The sequence below is a fragment of the Mycobacterium sp. NPDC050853 genome (assembly GCF_040653875.1).
GTDB lineage: Bacteria > Actinomycetota > Actinomycetes > Mycobacteriales > Mycobacteriaceae > Mycobacterium.
In genome coordinates this window covers 877089-897513 of record NZ_JBFAGW010000001.1, presented here as the reverse complement: position 1 = coordinate 897513, position 20425 = coordinate 877089, and the positions used below count along the sequence as shown (strand labels likewise).

19 protein-coding genes and 2 pseudogenes are annotated in these 20425 nt (G+C 62.0%); 9 read left to right on the top strand and 12 right to left on the bottom strand.

Annotated elements, in window-relative coordinates; all coding sequences use genetic code 11:
* Window positions 1-2 precede the first annotated feature (2 nt).
* The 10 genes from AB0H22_RS04500 to AB0H22_RS04455 all read right to left on the bottom strand — a co-directional run bounded on the left by AB0H22_RS04500 (window position 3) and on the right by AB0H22_RS04455 (window position 10111).
* Window positions 3-791, bottom strand: a complete 789-nt coding sequence (locus tag AB0H22_RS04500) for a hypothetical protein (RefSeq protein WP_358145055.1) — start codon at window positions 789-791, stop codon at window positions 3-5.
* Window positions 788-1861, bottom strand: a complete 1074-nt coding sequence (locus tag AB0H22_RS04495) for an MlaD family protein (protein WP_358145053.1) — start codon at window positions 1859-1861, stop codon at window positions 788-790. The genes AB0H22_RS04500 and AB0H22_RS04495 overlap by 4 nt, the downstream gene beginning before the upstream one ends.
* The gene (locus AB0H22_RS04490; RefSeq protein WP_358145051.1) at window positions 1858-2892 is read right to left on the bottom strand and encodes an MlaD family protein; all 1035 of its coding nucleotides are present in this window, start codon (window positions 2890-2892) and stop codon (window positions 1858-1860) included. The genes AB0H22_RS04495 and AB0H22_RS04490 overlap by 4 nt, the downstream gene beginning before the upstream one ends.
* Complete coding sequence (locus AB0H22_RS04485; RefSeq protein WP_358145049.1) at window positions 2889-4136, bottom strand: MlaD family protein; 1248 nt, start codon at window positions 4134-4136, stop codon at window positions 2889-2891. The genes AB0H22_RS04490 and AB0H22_RS04485 overlap by 4 nt, the downstream gene beginning before the upstream one ends.
* An 8-nt stretch (window positions 4137-4144) precedes the next feature.
* Window positions 4145-5173 carry an MCE family protein gene (locus tag AB0H22_RS04480; protein ID WP_358145047.1) on the bottom strand — a complete coding sequence of 343 codons (1029 nt, stop codon included), beginning with the start codon at window positions 5171-5173 and terminating at the stop codon, window positions 4145-4147.
* A complete protein-coding gene (locus AB0H22_RS04475) occupies window positions 5164-6177 on the bottom strand; it encodes an MCE family protein (RefSeq protein ID WP_358145045.1) in 1014 nt (337 codons plus the stop codon). The genes AB0H22_RS04480 and AB0H22_RS04475 overlap by 10 nt, the downstream gene beginning before the upstream one ends.
* A complete protein-coding gene (locus tag AB0H22_RS04470) occupies window positions 6174-7256 on the bottom strand; it encodes an MlaD family protein (protein ID WP_358145043.1) in 1083 nt (360 codons plus the stop codon). The genes AB0H22_RS04475 and AB0H22_RS04470 overlap by 4 nt, the downstream gene beginning before the upstream one ends.
* 3 nt (window positions 7257-7259) lie before the next feature.
* On the bottom strand, window positions 7260-8138 hold the full coding sequence (locus AB0H22_RS04465; protein ID WP_358145041.1) for an ABC transporter permease: 879 nt from the start codon (window positions 8136-8138) through the stop codon (window positions 7260-7262).
* Window positions 8139-8140: 2 nt separating this feature from the next.
* Window positions 8141-9103, bottom strand: coding sequence for an ABC transporter permease (locus AB0H22_RS04460; protein WP_358145039.1), 963 nt, complete (start codon window positions 9101-9103; stop codon window positions 8141-8143).
* Between the two features lie 348 nt (window positions 9104-9451).
* On the bottom strand, window positions 9452-10111 hold the full coding sequence (locus tag AB0H22_RS04455) for a TetR/AcrR family transcriptional regulator (RefSeq protein ID WP_180748862.1): 660 nt from the start codon (window positions 10109-10111) through the stop codon (window positions 9452-9454).
* 292 nt (window positions 10112-10403) lie between these two features.
* Here AB0H22_RS04455 and AB0H22_RS04450 point away from each other — a divergent pair, with 292 nt between their 5' ends.
* From AB0H22_RS04450 to AB0H22_RS04425, 6 genes and pseudogenes are all read left to right on the top strand, one after another.
* Window positions 10404-11099, top strand: coding sequence for a TetR/AcrR family transcriptional regulator (locus AB0H22_RS04450; protein WP_180748861.1), 696 nt, complete (start codon window positions 10404-10406; stop codon window positions 11097-11099).
* Between the two features lie 176 nt (window positions 11100-11275).
* A pseudogene (locus tag AB0H22_RS04445) lies at window positions 11276-11374 on the top strand (metal-dependent hydrolase); the annotation flags it as partial.
* A gap of 55 nt (window positions 11375-11429) precedes the next feature.
* Window positions 11430-12359, top strand: coding sequence for an SDR family NAD(P)-dependent oxidoreductase (locus tag AB0H22_RS04440; protein ID WP_180748860.1), 930 nt, complete (start codon window positions 11430-11432; stop codon window positions 12357-12359).
* Window positions 12360-12365: 6 nt separating this feature from the next.
* Window positions 12366-13412 (top strand): annotated as a pseudogene (locus tag AB0H22_RS04435) (ferredoxin--NADP reductase).
* 18 nt (window positions 13413-13430) lie between these two features.
* Window positions 13431-13709 (top strand): 2Fe-2S iron-sulfur cluster binding domain-containing protein, encoded by a 279-nt coding sequence (locus AB0H22_RS04430; RefSeq protein ID WP_358145036.1) that lies wholly within the window; start codon window positions 13431-13433, stop codon window positions 13707-13709.
* A gap of 14 nt (window positions 13710-13723) precedes the next feature.
* A complete protein-coding gene (locus AB0H22_RS04425) occupies window positions 13724-15541 on the top strand; it encodes an SDR family oxidoreductase (protein ID WP_358145034.1) in 1818 nt (605 codons plus the stop codon).
* 5 nt (window positions 15542-15546) lie between these two features.
* Here AB0H22_RS04425 and AB0H22_RS04420 read toward each other — a convergent pair whose 3' ends face one another.
* Entirely contained in the window at window positions 15547-16299 is a 753-nt protein-coding gene (locus AB0H22_RS04420; RefSeq protein ID WP_358145032.1) for a class I SAM-dependent methyltransferase, read from the bottom strand.
* 268 nt (window positions 16300-16567) lie between these two features.
* Between AB0H22_RS04420 and AB0H22_RS04415 the strand changes: the two genes are divergently transcribed.
* From AB0H22_RS04415 to mca, 3 genes are read left to right on the top strand one after another with little or no spacing between them, the layout of a single operon-like run.
* Window positions 16568-18124 (top strand): NAD(P)/FAD-dependent oxidoreductase, encoded by a 1557-nt coding sequence (locus AB0H22_RS04415; protein WP_358146055.1) that lies wholly within the window; start codon window positions 16568-16570, stop codon window positions 18122-18124.
* Window positions 18114-18659 carry an SRPBCC family protein gene (locus tag AB0H22_RS04410; protein WP_358145029.1) on the top strand — a complete coding sequence of 182 codons (546 nt, stop codon included), beginning with the start codon at window positions 18114-18116 and terminating at the stop codon, window positions 18657-18659. The genes AB0H22_RS04415 and AB0H22_RS04410 overlap by 11 nt, the downstream gene beginning before the upstream one ends.
* Before the next feature lie 57 nt (window positions 18660-18716).
* Window positions 18717-19604, top strand: a complete 888-nt coding sequence (gene mca / locus AB0H22_RS04405) for a mycothiol conjugate amidase Mca (RefSeq protein ID WP_358145028.1) — start codon at window positions 18717-18719, stop codon at window positions 19602-19604.
* Here the strand turns inward: mca and AB0H22_RS04400 are convergent.
* A complete protein-coding gene (locus AB0H22_RS04400) occupies window positions 19599-20420 on the bottom strand; it encodes a hypothetical protein (protein WP_180748854.1) in 822 nt (273 codons plus the stop codon). The two genes, mca and AB0H22_RS04400, sit on opposite strands and share 6 nt — an antisense overlap.
* Window positions 20421-20425: the final 5 nt, after the last annotated feature.

The window sequence follows — 20425 nt, the reverse complement described above, 5'->3', positions numbered from 1 at the left end:
GCCTACTTCTGACCGGGAAGCGCAGGCAGCGGCGGAAGACTGGGGGCGGGCACCTTACCGGGCGCCGGGGTCAGCTCCTCGGGAAGCAGCTTCTGGTCGCCGGGATGCATGATGGTGCCGGTGGAGCTGGCATTCTTGGGGCCGATATCGGTCACCTGCCATCCGTCGCCGTCTTTTTTGACGGTGATCTGCAAGACCAGCGTGGTGGCCCGTGGCTCCGGGTTCTGCACGTTTCGGGTGGTCTGCCGGGTGGTGACCACAACCTGGTAGATGCCGTTCTGCTGCGCCACCGCATCCGAGGCGATGATCTCGCCCTTGGACGTCACCTGCGCCTGCAGCATGATGGCCTTGAGGAGCTTCTCGGCATCGCTGTACTTGCTCTGAAGCGGCTCGGCGGCACCTTCTTTGACGTTCTTGAAGAACTTCTCGGGATCTTCGTAGCTGTAGGTGAGCGACTTCATCGCGTATGCGGATGCCGCATCGGTGGCCGAGGTGCGTTCGGTGTCGCCCGAGCGGGTGGCGGCGAGGGTATCGGACAGCTTCTGGTATTGCCAGACTCCGAATACCGCGCCGACGACACCCAAGGCCAATAGCCCGATGGCGATCCATTTCCAGAGATTGGGGCCGCTGTCCACCGTGTCCGTATCGGCTTCTTTTTCAACGACCTTGGAGCGCTTCGTGGGCTTCTCTTCGGCCTTCGCGGGGCTCTCGATTGCCTCGTCGGTGGTCTCCGAGAGTTCCTCGGGATCTGCGTCATCCAGGGTGAGCTTCCGCTCGTCGATGTCGGTCATGATCCGGGCCTTCCTGCTGTCGCTGTTTGTGGCGCCGCGGTTGTTTTGGGTGCGGCTGGTTGTGATCCTGGTGGGGCTGGTTTGGCTGCTGCCGGTGGCGATTCGGGCTGTGGCCATTCGGGCACGCCGAGGTGGACTCGCACTCCGCCCTGGTTGTTGAATGTCGAATCCCAAAAGTCCAGCCAGTGTCCGGCGTCCAACTTGATATCGCGTAGCGGAGCGACGATCGGTTCGAGGACCGTCACGAACTCCGAGAGCGGTTCGGACAGGGCATTGACATAGTCGATGAGCTTGTCCACCAGATCGCTCAGCGGTCTACCGTCGCCCATGCCGGCTTCGATGAGGGGTTCGAGCTTCTCGATCACCTTCACCAGAGACCCCAGGCCGTCGAGACTGCTGGGAACGGTCTTGGCGGACTGCTTCAAGACGTCGCCGGCCCGGATATCGCCGAGACCGTTGGTCAGGGTTGACGTGTTGCCGATCACCTGCGTCAGATACTGTTTGTCGTCCCTCACCATCTGCGCGAACAACCGTGCGGTGGTGGCCAACTGGTCGATGGTCTTGGTGTTGTCCACGAATCCGGCCGCCACGTTGTTAAGCGTCATCTGCAGGTCGTCGGTGTTCATGGCCTGCAGGAGCGCATTGCCCTTCTGCAGCAGATCGCTCACGGTGTAGACAGGCAGTGCCTTCGACGCCGGGATCACGGCGCCGTCGCTGTAGTACGGGGGTTCGATACGAACGGGTTTGAACTCCACATACTGTTCGCCCGCGGCCGAGAGGTTCTGGACGCTCACTTGGCTGTCGACGGGGATGGGATAGCCGCTGTCGAGGGCCATCGAGACTGCTAAACCCGTTGGGGTGGCTTGAATGTCGGTGACCCGTCCCACCTTGATTCCCCGCAGCGTGACCTGCGAGGTGGACATCAATCCACCCGAACTGTTCAGCATGAGCGTCATGTGATGGGTCTTGTTGGTGGAGGCGATGTCGAGTACACCAAAGGCCATGTAGACGGCGCCGACGAGCGAGATGATCGAGAGCACCGCGAGAGTGAGCAGTACGTTGATCCTCATCGCACCAGCCCCATTGTCTGCATGTTGCGAATGACCGAATCGGCACGTTCCCCGGGGCTGACGCCCAGTGTGCTGTCCGGAGTTTCAATATCGGTGACGGTGTATTTGGGGCCGCCGTCCTTGAAGAAGGGGATGATCCTGTCGCGGATGGTGCGGACCATCTTGTCGCCGAGCACCGGGATGGTGGTGTCGGCAGTCGAGGCGCTGTCAATAAACGGGGTGAGGTAGGACAGGATCTGCATAAGGTTGGGATAGTCCAGCAGCTGTCCGATCTGCCGCACAAGCTCGGCGGCATTGATGATCAAATCACTAACGCTCAATACCACTTTGGCCAGTGAGGGCAACTTGCTCGGCCCCTCGGCGAGCAGCCGTCGATACGTCCCCTTGTTGGCGCGGAACGACTCGCTGATGGTTTGCATGTTGGTCAGGATCTTGTTGAGGGTGTCCTGGTTGGCGGATAGGTCGTTGACGATGCCTGCCAGCGCACGATGGATGCGGTCGAGCTCCTCCGGTGGGGGAAAGGAGCTGTTCATATTGGCCACCGTGGTCTGCATGGTGTTGAGGCTGCCTCCGCCGATCAGGTTCGACATGGACCGCATGAGATCCTCCACATTCGCGGCGGGGACTGTATTGGCCAGGGCCACGGTGTCGCCGTCCTGCAGGTGAGTGGGAACGGGATCGGTGGGTGAGATCATGGCGATGTAGACGTCCCCGAGCACGGTGGCCTGCCGAAGTTCGGCCCTGACGTTCTGCGGGAACTTTGCGCTGCCATCGATATCGACATACGCGACAGGGGTGGTGCCCTTGAGCTCCACCCGGTCCAGCAGGCCAACCTGTACGCCGCCCGAGTCGACCTTTGCCCGTCCGGGAAGGTTCAGCACGCTGGAGAACTCGAGCTTGAGGCGGTAGGTGTCCTTCGGGATGTAGGCGCCGGGCATGGGCATCTTGGTGGGGTCCAGAGCCTCGGTTGAACACGCCGGGACCACGGTGAACACTGCGGCGAGAAGGATGATCACTAGGCGTCGAATCATGACAGTGCCGCTCCCATGATCAGGTTGGTCAAACCGAGGGTCACCGGGTCCGACGCGGTCCCGGGTGCACAGGCTGCCTGGGATCCGGGGGTGTTCCGATCGCGCAGATTCTTGCAGATGGCACTGGCTTGTTCGGGTGAGATGGCCACGCGCGGAGGAACATAGGTGACGTTATGGGTTTTCGTATTCGGCAGGTATATGTCATCGGCCAGCCAGTTGATCACCGGCGGCAAGGTGCTGAAGAACGTGAGGATATGCGGGGTGTAGGCGTTGAGGATGTCGCGTACCCAGGGCACGATCTTGTCGAAGAGGTTCTTGTACAGCCGGCCGGCGGCGCGCTGCACCATGCCGGTCAGCGTTGGAAGAATGGTTGTCAGGTACTGGAGTCCGTTAGCGAAGTTGTCGGAGATGCCGGCGATCAGTCGTGCGGTATCGGGGAGAGAGCCGACCACGCCCGCGAACTCGTTCCAGTACTGCAGCCAGTTCGAGGTGACGATGGCGCTGTTCTCGAATAGCTGACGGTAGTCGGCGTCCGCCTTATACGGATCCCCCACCATTGCGGTGAGGCTGTTGAGCATTTCCCGGAATCCGGGGCCCACACCGTCGAGCGATCGGGCGGCTCCCTTGAGGGTTTTGTTGAGTGCCTGCACGCCCGGCGAATTCGCCGGATCCTGCCCGGGTGCTGCCTGCATCAGGGTGTCGGCAAGCTCGCCGATGGCGGAGAACGATTCGGTGACGGTTACCGGCGTTCGGGTGTTCTCGATCGAGATGCATTGATTTCCTGCGAATTTGGGACCTTCGCTCCACGATCGGGTGAGTTCGATACTGCGATTGGTGATCACCGATTGCGAGTAGCTCGCCGCACCCACATCGGCAGGCAGGTCCATGTCATTGGGGATCTCGAAGTCGACCTCGACATGGTCGGGCTTGTTGGTGACCGCTGTCACAGTGCCGATCTCGACACCGAGGAGCAGGACCTTGTTGCCCTTGTACAGCCCGGACCCGTCGCGGAAGTCCGCACAGAGCGATTTGGTGTTGTCCAGGAACGGGACGTGGGCATTGCCCAGATACGGCATCACCATGTTCTTGACGGCGGGAAAGACGGTGCGAGCGCCGAAGATTCCGGTGATTGTTACCACCGCAACAAGCGCTACACCGACGGCGGTCACCAGGCCCGCCCGTGCCGCAGGGCGCATGCCGGCGAGGCGAGTCAGGATGTTCTGGATAAATGCTGGCTGTGTCATCAAGGGCCTCAACAGAACCTGAAGAAGTGGGGTAGACAGACGTCTTGTCCGGGGATCACCCGGTCGTTCTCGTTGATGGTGATGCCGTTACCGCTGAGCATGGGCAGGACAATTCCGACGAGTTGGCCCCACTGTTCGGCGGCCTTACCGAGTTTCTCGGGATACTTGGTGAGGGTGTCGACGATGTCATCCAGTCCATTGAGCATGGGTTCGTAATCACGCGCATACGCCTTGAAGAATCGGTCGAAAAGCCGGATGAGCTCGCGCAGCAGGGAGAAGACCTCGATCAGGTCGGTAGTGGACTTGCTGTATTTGGCACCGATTTTGGAGAGCGTGGTGACGATCTTCGCGAGCTGCTCTTTGCCCGTCTTGAAGGCTCGGAGGTACTCGTTCGCGTAGTTCAGGGTGGCGTGGAAATCCTCGGTGGTCGGTGCAAGCGCGCTGATGAGTGATTGAGAAGAGGTGAAGAAGTCGCGTAAACCGTTGGGGTACTTCTCCACTGCGTTCGCGACTTCCATCAGGCTGTCGTGGATGACCTTGGCGTCCACCTTCTTGACCACCGGTGTGAACTTCTGGAACAGCTCATTGATCTCGAAAGGGATGCTGGTGCGTTCGGGCGGAATGGGGGTCTTTCCCAGCGGGGTCGAGCCTTCGGGGTAGAGGGCCACATAGTGCCCACCCAACGGGGTGAGCATCCGGATGTCGACTCGCGAATCGGATCCGACCGGTACCGACTGATCCACCGTAAAGGTGGCCTCTACCAATGATTTATCGATGCGTACGCTCGAGACCTTGCCCACCGAGATACCGGCGATTCGGACGTCGTCGCCGGCGCGTAGCCCTCCGGAGGCCCGCAGGTGCAGCGCATAGGTCTTCATACCGCTGGTATTGACGAATGCCACTCCGGTGGCGGCCAGGATCGCGACGATGACGAGGACGCCGATAAGCCCGTTACGGCGATTGCGCTTGGCCGCCTGATGTTCATCGAGGATCGGACGGTTGCCCGCGAAGCGTCGCGTGAGCGCGTTCAATTGCACACCACCAGATCCTGATTGGCGAACGACACTTCACCGATTCCGGGAAGCTTGACCACCCCGTTCTTGCATTCGTACGAGGTGGGGGGTGCCGTCTTCTCCTCGATCAGTGCGTCGCGCATGCCCTGCACGAGGTCGGGGATCAGTGACAGACCCGCCATGATGGTCGGCGTCCCCGGGGTGGTGCGGCTCGCCACGTCGTACAGGGGCAGCTGGGCGCCGTCGACCGTGTTCTCGATATACCGCAGCAGGCTGACGACTCTGCGCAATACCGGCAGTGCATCCGTCCCGGCTTTGGTGAACTCGTCGGCTTGTTTCTCGAACGGCTCCAGCACATCGTTGAGGTCGTTGACCAAATAGAACAGCTGGTCGGAGGTGCCGCCGAGATCCTTCGAGATGTCACCAAGATTCGTGATGATGGCCTGGAGGGCAGCTTGCCGGTCTACCGAGAGTTTGAGGACGGCGTCGATATCGCGCAGGATCGGCCCTATCCCGCGCTCGTCACCTTGGATGAGCTGCAGAATGTTCTCGGTCAATCTGTTGAACTGGGCGGGGTCCAATGTTTGGAATATAGGCCGGAAACCGTTGAACAGCTTGGCGATATCGAATGAGGGGATGGTCTGCCCGAGCGGTATGGTCGCGCCGGCCGCCAGGGGTGCGCTGGGTGTTGGTGCCTGGGCGATCTCGACATACCGCTGGCCGACCAGCGATTGGTACCGGATCGCGACGGTGGTGTTCTGGTACAGCGGATGGTCCGTCAGCACATTGAACGTCACTCGGGCGTTCTTGCCGTCGAGATGAATTCGTTCGACCTTGCCGACCTGTGCACCCGAGATACGCACATCGTTGCCGATGATCAGCCCCGAGGCGTCGGTGAACAGCGCGTCGAAGCGCCGGACCGGACCGTTCACCGGTGTGCGCAGGGCATTCACGATGATCAGGGTCAGCACCACTGCCACCGCGACAATCGCGGTGAGGCCGGCCATTAGAAGTGCTATCCGCTTCATCGCTGTCCTCCGGCGGTTGGTCCGAGGGCGGGGCCGACAGCCGCGGAGGCGGCCCGGCCATCGGGCCCCGTCGGCAATGCCGCAGCGAGTCCCGGCGCGGTGTCCATGATGAGTTGGACGTTGAGGCGTACCTTGCCGTCGTCAACGGGGAAGGCGGCGGTTGTTCGGTCGAGCAGGCCATTGAGCCTGTCGTACGCCGGAGCGAGGCTGCCCAGGAAAAAGGTGAAGGGCACGGCGAGATCCAGGAGGGATCGAATCAACGGAGCCAGCCAGTCGTTGTTCGCGCGCAACCCGTCCCCGCCTGCCTTCAACAGATCCGACAACGAACCCAGTGCGCCGGTTGCTCGTTCGGTGTTACCCGGCCCCACCGCGAACTCGAGATTGTCGAGCAGCTTATTGATGGACCCGATGGCGGGTAGGAAGTCGTTGGTGCCCTCGATCAATGAGGCCATGACCTCCAGGGTTTTAGAGAAGGGCACTTTCTGAGAATCGGCGATCATCGCGAACAGGTCCCAGAAGGATTTCACGACCGGGCCGGTCAGGTCGGCGTGCCGTTCGAAAGTTGCGATGATCGCGTTGAATTCGCGGCCGTCCAGGATCGCGCCCAGCCGCTGACCCATGCGCAGGAATCCGGTGATCGATGCGGCCTGCACATCGCTGCTGATTTCCAGCACCCCACCGGATTTCAGTGGTTCGCCGCCCCCGTTGCTGACGAGCTCAACGGCGGCGGTGCCGAAGATGTTCGACGAGGTGAACTGCGCCTTGGTGTCAGAGGAGAGTGCCTTAGCTTGCCGGCCATCGAGGATGACCGTCATTCGCTGCTTGTTGTACCCGGTGGTCTGCAGGGACTTGACCTTGCCAATGTTGTAACCGCGGTACTTCACCTCACCACCCGGACCCATGCCCTCTCCGATGGTGTTGGTGATGAGGGTGAGCTCGAAGGGCTCGCCATAGCTGCCGATACCGGACTGGTAGAGCGAGTAGCCGCAGGCTGCGACCACAAGTGTCACGGCAAGCCCGCGCACCTTGAGAGCGCTCGGACCTGCGGACCGTCCGCTCGGATCTTTATAGATGGCCACGTGTTACCCCGATATCTGAATTCCAGGATTGTTGCCCCAGAAGAGCAACGTGAGAAGCATGTCGACGAGGACGATCGCGACCAGGGAAGCCCTGATGGCGCGACCGGAGGCCATACCCACGCCCTCTGGTCCGCCGCCCGCGTAATAACCCTGATAGCACTGGATGGCGATGATGATCACGACGAACACCACGGCCTTGATCACCGAATAGAGCACATCTATCGGATGGACGAACGAGTCGAAATAGTGCTTGTACACGCCCTGCGACTGGTTATGGACGAAGAACACCATGAAGGCGCAGGAGCCGTAGGCCAGTAGCAAGGTCAGTATGTACAGCGGAACGATGATGATGATTCCGGCGATCACGCGGGTGGTGACTACGAACGGGATGGATCGGATGCCCTGCGCTTCTAGTGCGTCGATCTCCTCGGAGATACGCATGGCCCCGATCTCGGCGGTCATGCGGCATCCCGCCTGGGCGGCGAACCCGATGGCGGCGATCATTGGGGCCATTTCCCGGGTGTTGACGTAGGCGGAGATGAATCCGGTGAGCGAGCCCATCCCCACCATGTCCAGGGTCGAGAAGCCCACGATGCCGACCGACGCGCCGACCGCGATCCCCATGAAGACCAGGACGCCGATCACCCCGCCGCCGACGATGATCGAGCCGTTGCCCCAGGTCATATCGACGAGCAGGACGCCGGTTTGGCGTCGGTAACGCTTGATGGTCTGCGGTATGGCGGCCAGCACCAAGCCGACGAAGGTGATTTGGTGGCCGAGATACTCGGCGGAGCCACCCGCGCCCTTGGTGAAGTTCCAGATGGACCGCGCGACCGTGGGCAGTTCGTCGGGGAAGTACCGGGAGGGACGGGAGGTGGCCACTCTCAGCCCACCTTCGACGGCATGAACATCGCGACGATTTGAGTGATCACGGTATTGAGCACCATGACCGTGACCACACCGATCACCACGGTGGCGTTTACCGCATCGGCGACTCCCCGTGCGCCACCCTTGGCCTCCAGGCCGCGTTGACAGGCGACGAGGATGACCACCACGCCGAACAGCCAGGTCTTGAGAACCGCGACGGTGACGTCATTGACGCTCGCGAACGCGGCGAACGAGGACAGGTAGCTGCCGGGGGTACCGCCCTGAAAACCAACGTTGACCAGGTAACCGGCGAAGATTCCGACAAAGATGATGAAGATGCACAGCAGCGGTGAGACGAACAGGATCGCTGCCAGTCGGGGCGTCACCAGCCGCTGGATGGGATTGACGCCCATCACTCGCATGGCATCCACTTCCTCGCGGATGCTGCGGGCGCCAAGGTCGGTGGCGACCGCTGAACCCGCCGCGCCGCCGAGGAGTAGGGCCGCGACAATGGGCGCGCCTTGCTGGATGACGCCCAGACCACCGGCAGCACCGGAGATGGAAGATGCTCCGACCTGCGAGATGATGCTGCCCGCCTGCACAGCGACGATCACACCGAAGGGGATTGACACCAGGATCGCCGGAACAACCGTGACCGTCAGGATGAACCAGGACTGAATGACGGTGTCTTGCCACGGGTGCCGTAGGCGGACGATGTCGCTCACTAGAAACGCGAAGGACTGCGCCACCAGATCGACATAGCGGCCCAACGTTTTCAGCATCGAATCGGTTTGGGAGACCACATATTCGACGGGGCGCCGGACAAGTCGAGGGGCCCGATCGAGTAGCTGGAAGCCGCCGCCCGATCCCGAGGAGGCCGGGCTGTCGACGGTGGATTTGCTGCCGTATTCAACATCGGGGGATTGGCCCCAGTTGTCCGCGACGGACTCTGGGTACGCCTCGGCCGCTATTTGACTCATGGCTGAGTTCAACAACGGCTCCTTTGGCTTTGCATTTCAGGGCTGACCTCGACAACAGCCCGCTTAATGGACAGCTGTGTAACAATTAGTACCTAGTACCCTGAATCACAGTCGGTGGCTTAGTGTGGTGTAGGTCATGGTCCCTGTCAAGCGCGGGGTCACCACGTTGATCAGGTTGCAGCATGTGCCCACGCAGGTAGATATGCGACGCGTCCCTGTCGGAACGCTGTCATGACGAGGCTGTCGGAGGTCCCCCGACCCGGCCTCTCGGCAATTCACTGGCTCAGCGGTCAGTTTATTGGCTAGAGCAGAGGCTAGCGGAGGGTCGGCGTCTGGGGACGCGTTTTGTCAAGAATTTGCGAGACTTGGCGGACTGGTGGTCGCGGACCGGACTAGCTCGATGAATGACCTGATGTAGTCCTCGCGCGCCTCGCTGCGCAGCTCCCCCCGGATTGCCTTAAGGATGGCCGCCATCGAGAGGCCGGTGATGGCGTGTGCGAGGAAGGGGACGTCGACGGGGGTGGTGATGGCGCCATCGTCGATGGCCTGCTCAATGATGGTGATGTTGATGGCCTCGATGAGGTCGAGCATGCCGAACATGCGTTTGGTCATTGCCGTATCGAGCAAGCCCTCACGCAGGATGACCTGCGCGATCTCCGGGTTGTGATCCAGACTGTCGAATAGCCGGGTGAACACGGTGTAGAGATGCTGCTCCAGGTGACCGGTGGTGCCCTGCAGGTCACTGGTGTCGTTGACGGTCGTGACCATTCTCTGGAAATAGCTGTCGATCACGGCATCGAGCGCATCGCGTTTGGTGTCGAAGTACAGATAGAACGTGCCTCGGCCAACGCCCGCGCGACGAGTGATATCGGTGATGCTGGCCTTGTGATAGCCCTTCTCTGCGAACTCCTGGGCGGCTGCTTCGGTGAGGGCGCGCAAACGCTCGCGAGCGCGCTCCGGGTCGGGCGGGCGACCCGGCCCTCTACGCTCGCCATTGGTGCTAGCCACGGGCATCACAGTAACCATTCCTGGCTAAGAAGTTGGGAAAGATCCGAAGACGCCGCGAATCATTCGGGCGCTATCACAAGCCTTCACTTTAACTGAACGTAAGACCAATTTAATACTCCCTGGTCAATTACTTCTAGTGTTGATCCTAATCTTTAGGGGTCAACTAACCGTGTCGGCGTCACAGGTTTGCTAAGAGTTCGGCGGGTACCGGTGTGCCGATGTGTTCTATGGGAGCCCGGCGCGCGGATGCACCCGCGGACGGTGCGGTGCGCGTGAATTCGGGGTCTACGATGTGGGCGTGTCAACGCAGGTGTATCCAGGTCGCGGCCTTCCCGAGCCGACCGGTGATGCGCGCGTCGACCGGTGGCGTGAGCACCGTGCCAAGGTGCGTGCTGAATTGGTCGAGGCGACACTGCAGGCGATCGATGAGAACGGTCCTGACCTATCGGTGGACGATGTCCTGAAGGCGGCGGGCATCTCCCGGCCGAAGTTGTATCGATTCTTCACCGACAAGGAAGCACTGTTCGCGGCGGTGGCGATGCGCGTTCAAGAACTAGTCGCCGAGCGCGTGGTGTCGAGCATCGATCTCTCTGTGTCTCTGCTCGAGGTATTCCGCTCGGCAATGGCGCAATACGTGGACCTGGTGGACGAACGCCCCAACCTGGTCAGGTTCTTGTTGAGTGTTCAGTTCGCCAATGCGACATCCCTCATCGAGAACGGCCGGCCGCTGTCCGATGCCATTGCCCAGCTGGTGAGGTCTGTTTTCAGTGCGAAGGGCGGCAATGCCGACCACATCGAGTACGTGATTGACGCGATACTGGCTTCGACTGGAGTCGCGGTGCTGCGCTGGTTTGACGAGCCAACCATCAGCAAGGAAGTGCTTGTGGATGAGTTGGTCGTGTACGTGTGGGGCGGACTGTCGGCTTCGGCCAAGGCGCGTGGTGTGGAGCTGCGCCCGGACGATCCCATCGCTGTTGTTGCCGACTAGCCTCTGAGCCTTCGCTACGAAGGCGCTTTCCCGTTCGAATCCCCGTTTCGGTTATCGCCGCGTTGTCTTGCGCGTGGTGCCATGCCCGTCCTATGGTTGACGTCACATAGTACTGAAAGTACTAGTAACTTGGCGTTTCGGACGGGAGTGGCGACATGAGCCAACACTTCGTGGCCGGGTTCCATCCCGATGACGTCGATACCCATGCGCTGCTAAAGCACTGGCAGCAAGAGCTTTTCGGTGCCGAAGGCGTCCTCGTCGATCACCTCAAATAGTCCGATTGCAGCTAGGGGCCGTAGCTCGCGTCGGTCATCTGAAATAAGGGAACACGTGAAGAACAACTCGCTGGAGCCGCGCCTGGTCGTCGTTACCGGGGCGGGTAGCGGTATTGGGCGTGCGACCGCGCTGAGGTTCGCCAAACACAATGCCCACGTGGTGGTTTCGGATGTCAACCTGGAAGCCGCCAACGAGACGGTGGAGCTGATCCGCGACCACGGACACAGCGCCTCTGTGGTGCATCTGGACGTCACCGACCCAGAACAGTGGGCAGATGTCGCGCGGTTTGTTGAGATTGAATACGGCGTGCCGGATGTGCTGGTGAACAACGCCGGCATCGTGGTCGGCGGGCCCTTCTTGAAGCTGGGCCCTGCCGACTGGGACAAGCAGCTTTCGGTCAATCTGCTGGGTGTGGTGCACGGCTGCCGGGTGTTCGGCGCCCAGATGGTGGAACGCGGCAGTGGGCACATTGTCAACATTGCCTCGGCGGCCTCATACACTCCAACGGCGGTCATGGCCCCGTACTCGGTATCCAAGGCCGGGGTGAAGATGTTGACAGAGTGTCTGCGGCTTGAGCTGGGGCCCAAGGGAGTTGGCGTCAGCTCGGTATGTCCTGGTTTCATCAATACCAACATAGGGATCAACGGCACCATGGTCGGTGTTGATCAGGGGATGCTCGATGCCGGCCAGCAGGTAATGCAGAAGCTGCGGGATATCACCGACAAGCTGCCCTTCACGCCACGCAGCCCCAATTCGGTGGCCCGGGCCGTGACGCGGGCCGTCAGATTCGACTTGGTGGTTGTTCCGGTGAAGTTCGAGTCGTGGCTCGGCTACGTCTTGTCGCGTGCTCTCCCCGGCCTCAATCGGCGGTCCATGGCACCGTTCGGGGTGGATCGGATAGAGCGGCTGGGTGCGCGTTTCCTGCCAAAACACCCCCCGGTGTCATCGGCCTCGGAGTCCGTCCTCGTGGAGAGTGTGGGGTAGTCCTGGATGCCGTACACATATCGCCTGCCCGTCTTCGAAGTGATCAAGGAGACCGAAGGCGCGATCACGTTGGTGTTCGACGTGCCAGCAGAGCATCTGAACCAATTTAGTTACGCACCAGGGCAATTCCTCACCCTGGAAGTGCCGAGTGACTCGACCGGCTCGGTGGCTCGCTGCTACTCGCTGTCCAGTAGTCCCCACCTGGATGAGCGTCCCGCCGTCACGGTGAAGCGAACCGCCGGGGGATACGCGTCAAACTGGATCTGCGACAACATTGCCGTCGATTCCGTCATCACAGTGCTGGCTCCCTCCGGACGATTTGTGCCGCGCAGTCTCGACGACGATGTGCTGTTGTGCGCGGCCGGTAGCGGGATCACGCCGATTGTTTCCATTGCGACCTCGGTACTGTGCGCCGGGAATGGCAAGGTGGCGCTGTTCTATGCCAACCGCGATCGCGAGTCGGTGATATTCGACGCGCGGATCGGTGAGTTGGCAGAGCGGTATCCCGCCCGGTTGTCCGTGGTGCACTGGTTAGAGGAGGAGCGCGGCGTACCGACGGCGGACGGTATCGCCGCGGAACTCTCCTCCTTCGTGGGCTGAGAGGTATATCTTTGTGGACCAGAGGGATTCATGGCGGTGATGCGTTCAGCTCTCTTGACGCTATCCGTTTCGGATAGCCCTTTGCACATCGAGGAGTATCGCTCGCTGACCGACAACCCGTTTGTGGCCTCGGGTATTGAGCCATCGCTGCACGAGACTGCCGCTGAGCGCGGAAAGCCGCTTCAGGTCGAATTCGACGGTGCTACCTATCATTTCGACTGGCCTCAGGGCACCCCGCTGTTGGATGTACTACTCGACGCGGGCTTGGATGCGCCGTACGTCTGCCGTGAGTCGGCCTGCGGTACCTGCGTGTGCTCGGTCAAGAGCGGTCGGACCCGGATGTTGATGAACGAGGCGCTGATCGACGACGAGCTGGAGGCGGGCCTGACCCTCGCCTGTCAGACGGTGCGCGAATCCGATCAGGTCCACATTGCGTTTGATCAGGACTCATAGGGCGCTCGGAGGAGATAGGTGCCGAAGAGCGTGGAAGACATGGCGGATATCGGTGACGTTGCGCTGCATGCGCGTAACGTTGCGGCACGTCGCAGCGCCCTGGAAACCATCCTTGCGAACAAGCCCGGCACCGCACACTCATGCAGGCAAGGCTTTTGTGGCACCCGCAAGGTCAAGGTGCTCGCAGGACGACCCGATCACCGTGACACCACCCTGACCGAATCCCAGCGCGCCAAAGGCCAGACGCTCATATGTGCGTCTCGTGCCGACGGCGGGCGGCTGGTACTGGATATCTGAGAAACGGAGACGCTATGACCATCACCGCCGACACCCTCGTGACCGCCGAGGTCACCGAACATGTAGTGCGCAACGGGGATATCGATGTCGCTTACTTCATCCAAGGTAATCCCGAGGGCGAGACCATTCTGCTGGTGCACGGCTGGCCCGACTCACACCATCTTTGGGATGGGGTCGTTCCACTGTTGCGCGACCGCTTCCGGCTGGTCGCGATCGACAACCGCGGTGCGGGAAAGACCAGCAATCCCAAGAGCTTCCGCGAATTCCGGCTCACCGAAATGGCCGGCGATTATGTGGCGGTCGCCAACGAGGTAAGCCCCGACAAGCCGGTACACGTGCTGGGCCACGATTGGGGCAGTGTGGCGATGTGGGAGGCGATCTGCGATCCGGATCTGGAGCATCGGTTCTCCTCCTTTACGTCGGTCTCCGGGCCGTCGGTGCACCACATGAGTCGGTGGATGCGGGCCCGGCTCGCCCGTCCCACTCCGAGAAACATCGCGCTGGCGTTGGGGCAGTTTGGTTCGCTGCTGTATATGTTCGGCTCGATGACTCCTGGAATCCCGAACGTCTTGCTCAAACTCACCATGAGCGAGAACCGTTGGCGTGCAGGGCTGTCTGTCGCAGAAGGAGCGCCCGTCGAGCAGATCCACCTGGGCTCGACATTCATGAGCGACATCACCAAGACGCTGCGGGTGTATCGCGCCAATGCGCTGCCGGCGATGTTGCATCCGCAGGACCGGCACACCAACGTGCCCGTCCAGGTCATCATCGGCACCCGAGACCCAGCGGTGCGCCAATCCAACTATGACGACGAGCTCAAGTGGAACAGCCGGACCTGGCGGCGTGTGCTCGACGGCGGTCACTGGCTGCCGTTCTCGCACCCGCAAATTCTCGCCGCGGCCGCCACGGAGCTGATCGAAGCAGTGTCCGGGCAGGAGCCATCACGTGCGCTGCGGCGGGCGGAGATGGGGAAGAACCGCAAGCCCTTTGAGGATCAGCTTGTGGTGATCACGGGCGGGGGCAGTGGTATCGGCAGGGAAACTGCGTTGGAGTTCGCGAGGCAAGGTGCCGAGGTAGTGCTTTCGGACGTTAATCTGGATGGCGCCAACGAAACGGTGGCACTTATCGAGCAGGGCGGCGGCACCGCCCATGCCTACCGACTCAACGTCGCCGACGAGGCCGCTATTAATGCACACGCCGAGGAGGTTGTTGCTCGTCATGGAGTGCCCGATGTCCTGGTGAACAATGCCGGGGTGGGGGCCGCAGGAGGCTTCCTAGAGACACCCCCGGAGGAGTTCCGGCGCGTCATCGATATCAATCTGTATGGGGTAGTCAACGGCAGCAGGGTATTTGGCGCCAAGATGGCCGAACGTGGGCTGGGCGGACATATTGTCAATCTCTCCAGCATGGCCGCATACAGCCCGCAGAAGGCCTTCACGGCGTACTCGACGAGCAAGTCGGCGGTCTTCATGTTCTCGGACTGCCTGCGCGCCGATCTCGCGGCGCACAACATCGGGGTAACCACCATCTGCCCGGGTGTGGTGCACACCAATATCGTTGCCACCACAAAGATCTCGGGTGTGAGTGCCGAGGAAGAATCACGTATGCAGCAGGCCGGTGACAAGGCTTACGCGATGCGCCGCTACGGACCCGAGAAGGTGGCCCGGCAGATCGTCAACGCCGTGCGCAAGAACAAGCAGGTAGTCCCGGTGACTCCCGAGGCACGGCTGCAGTACCTCAACAACCGGCTCGCGCCGGGGCTTACCCGCTACTTCGCCTCCAAGGCGGGCATGACCGATCTCATCAAGCTGGTGCCCAACAAGAAGGGGTAAGCCGTCTAGCGTCGGGCCCTGATGAATTGTCCTTGGCCGGTGAGCGTCTGGTCGATATCGACCCATCCATGGGCGCGAAGCCAGCCCGTGATCTCGTCACGTCCGAAGGCTCGGAAGCCGCCGATACGCATCGCCGCTTCGGCGCCGGGCAAGGTTGCGAGTGGAGTTTGCAAGGACGTGAAGATCGCGATCTGACCAGCTGGATTGGCGACCCGGCACAGCTCCCGCACGGCCTGTTCGGGATCGGGGATCAGATACAGTGCGGCGAGGCACACCACGGTGTCAAATGTGCCGTCCGCGAACGGTAATGCGTGTGCGCTGCCGCGGACGTAGTCGACGTAATCGGTGGTGTTGTCGCGTACCGCCCGGCGCAACATGGGTTCGGAAAGATCGAGCCCGATACAGGCGCCGCCGTCGGCCAGGCTGGTCGCCAACTGCCGCGTGTAGAGCCCGGGACCGCATGCGACATCCAGAATCTTCTGGCCACCACCGGTCGTGATATCGCGCATGAGCTCGGTGTGCACGGTGGCGGTGCCTCTGCCGCCGTAGCTGAACATCCGGGTGAACATCGGGCGCCATGCGCGCTCGTATACCGCGGCGAGCAGAGGGCTCTGCATGAACCGGTTGGCCAGAGACACCGGCTCATCGGTACTAGGGGCGAGGACATCGAGGTATCCATGGATGCGCACCGGCGGGTGCGCGACCCGCGTGGGGTCCACGAATGTCTCGGCCAGCTTTGGATCCGGCAGATTGCCCACGGTCTCTCCAGTTCACGTCGGTTGACTCGAAATTAAGTGAAACGGATGGTACTGGATACTGCGCATAACGCATAGATCTGGGAGTTCGAGTTTTCGCAGCGCCGAGGCCTGGAAGCTTCTTGTCTTTTACCGAATGGCATGTCAGTCTATTAAATATCTCGGGCTCGGCCGGGTGGGGAGTCCCTCGTGGGGGCGGGCCGCTGCAGTGGGTTGTGAGCCAGCGAGATACGTCGCAGAAGAACGGAAGGAAGGTGCCGTGGGACGAGCCATGGAACTGCATGACGAACCCGACTATGAAGTCGCGATCATCGGCGCGGGGCTGGGCGGCATCTGTGCAGCCATCAAGCTGCTCGAGATGGGTGTCGAGAACTTCGTGATTATCGATCGCGACGAAGACTTCGGCGGCACCTGGCTGCGCAACACCTATCCGGGTGTGGGAGCGGACATTCCGGTGGTTGCCTACCAGTTCACCTTCGCCCCGAAGGGTGATTGGCAGCGTTTCTTCGCCACCGGCGCCGAAATACAGCAGTACGCAATGGATCTGGTAGCCAAGCACGGACTGCGCACCCACGCGAGATTCGGGACACGCGTTGAGCGAGAGGTGTTTGACGAAGATAACCACCTCTGGCAGGTGCACACCGCCGGCGGCGGGGTCATCTCGTCGCGGTTCCTGATCAGCGCTATCGGCGCCTACATCAATCCCCGGACCGCGCCGGACATCCCGGGACTGGACACCTTCGCCGGGCCGGTCCAGATCCCATCGCGGTGGCAACACGATGTGGACATGCGCGGCAAGCGTGTGGGAATCGTCGGTGTGGGAAGTTCCACCGTGCAGATCGCTCCCGCGATCGCCGGTGAGGTTGAACATCTGGATGTGTACCAGCGGACTCCGCAGTGGTACTTCCCGAAACCGGATTTCCGGATGCCGCGGCTGCTCCAGCGGCTGCTGGCCGGGCGCAGGTTCGCCAACGCCGTGAACGGGATTGCCCTGGCGGGCATCGAACTTGGCTTGCGTGTCCTGATCTACACCCCCAAGCCGCTGTTCCGGGCGGGCGCGGCGGTCTTCGACCGGGTCGCGCTGTGGGCCTACCTCGGCTGGCTCCGCCACAAGGTTGACGACTCGGAGGTCCGGCGGCAGCTGCGACCGCAATTCGGGGCGGGCTGTACGCGCGGCACACTGGGGGCCGACTACCTGCCGACCTTCAACCGGCCGAATGTCACGCTGGTGTCGAACGGTATTGAGCGGATCACCTCGACCGGCATCGTGGACAAGACCGGTACCGAACGTCCGGTCGACGTGCTCGTGCTGGCCACGGGGTATGAGATGTTCTCCGACCCGGAAACGTACCGGGTGGGAACCGTGCTGGGCACCAACGGATTCGACCTGGCCGAGTTCTACCGCAGCGACGGGCTGCAGGCCTACCAAAGCACCTCGGTCCCGGGCCTGCCCAATAGGTTCATGCTCGTTGGCCCGTACTCGTGGACCGGCACCAGCTTCCATTACATCCTGGAGAACTCGATGCGGCATATCGAGGCCGTCATCAAACTCGCCCGTGCCAAACGAGCCACCCGGGTCGAAGTCACCCAGGAGGCACTGGACGACTTCCAGGCAAGCATCGCCCGCAGCGGAGCGAACCTGAATCGGTACTTCACCGTGAACTGCGCCGGGTCGAACAGTTATTTCATCAACTCGCAGGGCGATACGCCCTATGTGCGACCGTGGACGGTCTTGCAGTCCTACCGGCGCAGTGTCCAATTCCCCGCGAGTGCCTACGAATTCCGGCAGATCAGCAGCTCGGTGAAGGAGGTCGAACATGCGGTTTGACGCAGTCCCCATCGCGGTCGACGGGGTGGAGGAGTTCTTCGCCACCGCCCCGTTCATCACCCGAGTCCGGCGTACCTTCGACGCGCCGCCCGAGGAGGTATGGCGGGTGGTATCGGGGGACCGGATGTGGTCGTGGCTGCCTTCGGTATGGGGCTGCCGATATCCACAGGACACCGCGCCGACCGCCGGCACTGTGCGGGATTTCCAGATGTATATCCACTCCTGGATGGTGTTCGCCCAGCACGAGCAGATCATTCACTTCGACGCTCCCCGCGTCATGCGATACACGGCGCTCGACGCCACCTTGCCTGTGTTCGGGTCCTGGTGCGAGGAGTACCGGGTGGTGCCCGAGCGCGATCCTGGCCGGGCGACCGTCGATTGGACACTGGCCTGCGCGCCGCGTTACCTGACGAATATCCCGGGGTCGCGGTTCGCGATCCGGCCCGTGGCCGCCATTCTCAAGCCGGTCTTCTGGTTCGGCCTTGGTGGGCTTGCACGCGAGCTCCCGGCGCGCGGCCCACAACGCACGGGCTGAGCTCGGCGGGGTCGGCCGGGCCGGTGTCATCCCGGCGCTCTGTGGTCCACTGGCGATATGCGGTTGATGGCGGTGCACGCGCACCCGGACGATGAGTCCAGCCGGGGTGCGGCCACGCTGGCCAAGTACGCCGCACAGGGGCATGAGGTTCTCGTCGTCACGGCCACCGGCGGGGAGCGGGGCGATATCCTCAACCCGGCCATGAACCGGCCGGGTATCCACGAGAACCTGCCGCTCGTGCGCCGCGACGAGATGGCGCGTGCCGCGGCGATCCTTGGTGTGCAACATCATTGGCTGGGCTACAAAGACACCGGATTGCAGCTCGACCCCGCGCTACTACCCCACGATGGATTCGCGCGGGTGCCGTTGGATCAATCGGTTGGCCGCCTCGTCGAGGTAATCCACGCATTCAAACCACACGTGCTGATCACGTATAACGAATGCGGCGGCTACCCCCACCCCGATCACATCCGCACCCACGAGATGGCGGTCGCCGCTTACCGCGCGTGCGCTGAGGTATCGAAGCTCTACTACATCCACGAACCGGTACGGGTGACACCCACGATGGTCAGGAACTTCGAGCGACTGGAGCGGCTGCGGCGCAAGGCCGACCGGCGTCGCGCGGACCGCCCCCAGAATGCTCGACCGGTTGATGAGCGGCCGTTGACGGTACCGCGCTGGGTGCGGGCGGTGGGTGTGCTCACCAGGGGGTTGCGAACGTTGTCGGCACGCCGCGCCACCACCGAGATTGCCTGCGTCGACTATTTCGAACTGCGCGACAAGGCATTACGCGCGCACGCAACCCAGATCGACCCACGGGGGCATTTCCTGGTGCTGCCCTGGACATGGCGGCAACAGCTGTGGCCGACGGAGAGGTTCGAACTCGCGCACGCCCGCGTCGACACGACCACGCCCGAGGCCGATCTGTTCGCCGGTCTTCTATGACGAGAAGGATCCGGCGGCCAGAGTCGCCGGATGTACTGCTATCAGCCCCAAACCCTTGCGGCGCTTGCACATCGCGGCCAGCTCCGCGTACGCCTTCTCGCCCAGCAGCTCGGTCAGCTCCGGCCCGTACGACTGCCACACCTGCTTCTTGCCGACATGCGCTGCCGGGTCACCGGTGCAATACCAATGCAGATCGGCGCCGCCCTCGCCCCAGCCGCGGCGGTCATACTCGGTAATCGTGGTCTTGAGGATCTGCGAACCATCCGGCCGATCCACCCAGGCCTGGGTGCGCCGGATCGGCAGCTGCCAGCACACCTCGGGTTTCATGGTCAGCGGCTCCACGCCGAGCTTGAGTGCCTTGGAATGCAGCGCGCAACCTATACCGCCGTCGAACCCGGGACGGTTCAAGAAGATGCACGCACCCTTGTACTTGCGTGTGCGCCACTGCTTTTCCCCGTCGAGCTCGTCCTTCTCCAGATAGCCCTTGCGGCCCAGACCCTTGTCGTGGAATTGCCAGTCCGCCGCGGTGAGCTGTTTCACCGATTCGTCCAAATTCGCCCTGTCATCGGCGTCGGAAAGGAAGGCGCCATGTGAGCAGCAACCGTCATCTGGACGTCCAGCAACGGTGCCCTGGCACGCCGGGGTGCCGAAGACGCATGTCCAATGTGACAGCAGCCAGGTCATGTCGGCCTTGATCAGATGCTCTGGATTCTCCGGGTCGTAGAACTCCACCCATTCGCGGGCGAAGTCCAGCTCCACCTCTTGCCCCTCGAGGGAAGTGTCACGCCGATATGGCTGTTTTGGCAGCGTCGTCACAGATG

Coding starts and splice junctions, on each gene's coding strand:
- mca (WP_358145028.1), top strand. CDS start 18,717: ATGCGGTTGATGGCGGTGCACGCGCACCCGGACGATGAGTCCAGCCGG.
- AB0H22_RS04490 (WP_358145051.1), bottom strand. CDS start 2,892: ATGATTCGACGCCTAGTGATCATCCTTCTCGCCGCAGTGTTCACCGTG.
- AB0H22_RS04425 (WP_358145034.1), top strand. CDS start 13,724: ATGACCATCACCGCCGACACCCTCGTGACCGCCGAGGTCACCGAACAT.
- AB0H22_RS04500 (WP_358145055.1), bottom strand. CDS start 791: ATGACCGACATCGACGAGCGGAAGCTCACCCTGGATGACGCAGATCCC.
- AB0H22_RS04415 (WP_358146055.1), top strand. CDS start 16,568: ATGGAACTGCATGACGAACCCGACTATGAAGTCGCGATCATCGGCGCG.
- AB0H22_RS04475 (WP_358145045.1), bottom strand. CDS start 6,177: ATGAAGCGGATAGCACTTCTAATGGCCGGCCTCACCGCGATTGTCGCG.
- AB0H22_RS04495 (WP_358145053.1), bottom strand. CDS start 1,861: ATGAGGATCAACGTACTGCTCACTCTCGCGGTGCTCTCGATCATCTCG.
- AB0H22_RS04485 (WP_358145049.1), bottom strand. CDS start 4,136: ATGACACAGCCAGCATTTATCCAGAACATCCTGACTCGCCTCGCCGGC.
- AB0H22_RS04460 (WP_358145039.1), bottom strand. CDS start 9,103: ATGAGTCAAATAGCGGCCGAGGCGTACCCAGAGTCCGTCGCGGACAAC.
- AB0H22_RS04410 (WP_358145029.1), top strand. CDS start 18,114: ATGCGGTTTGACGCAGTCCCCATCGCGGTCGACGGGGTGGAGGAGTTC.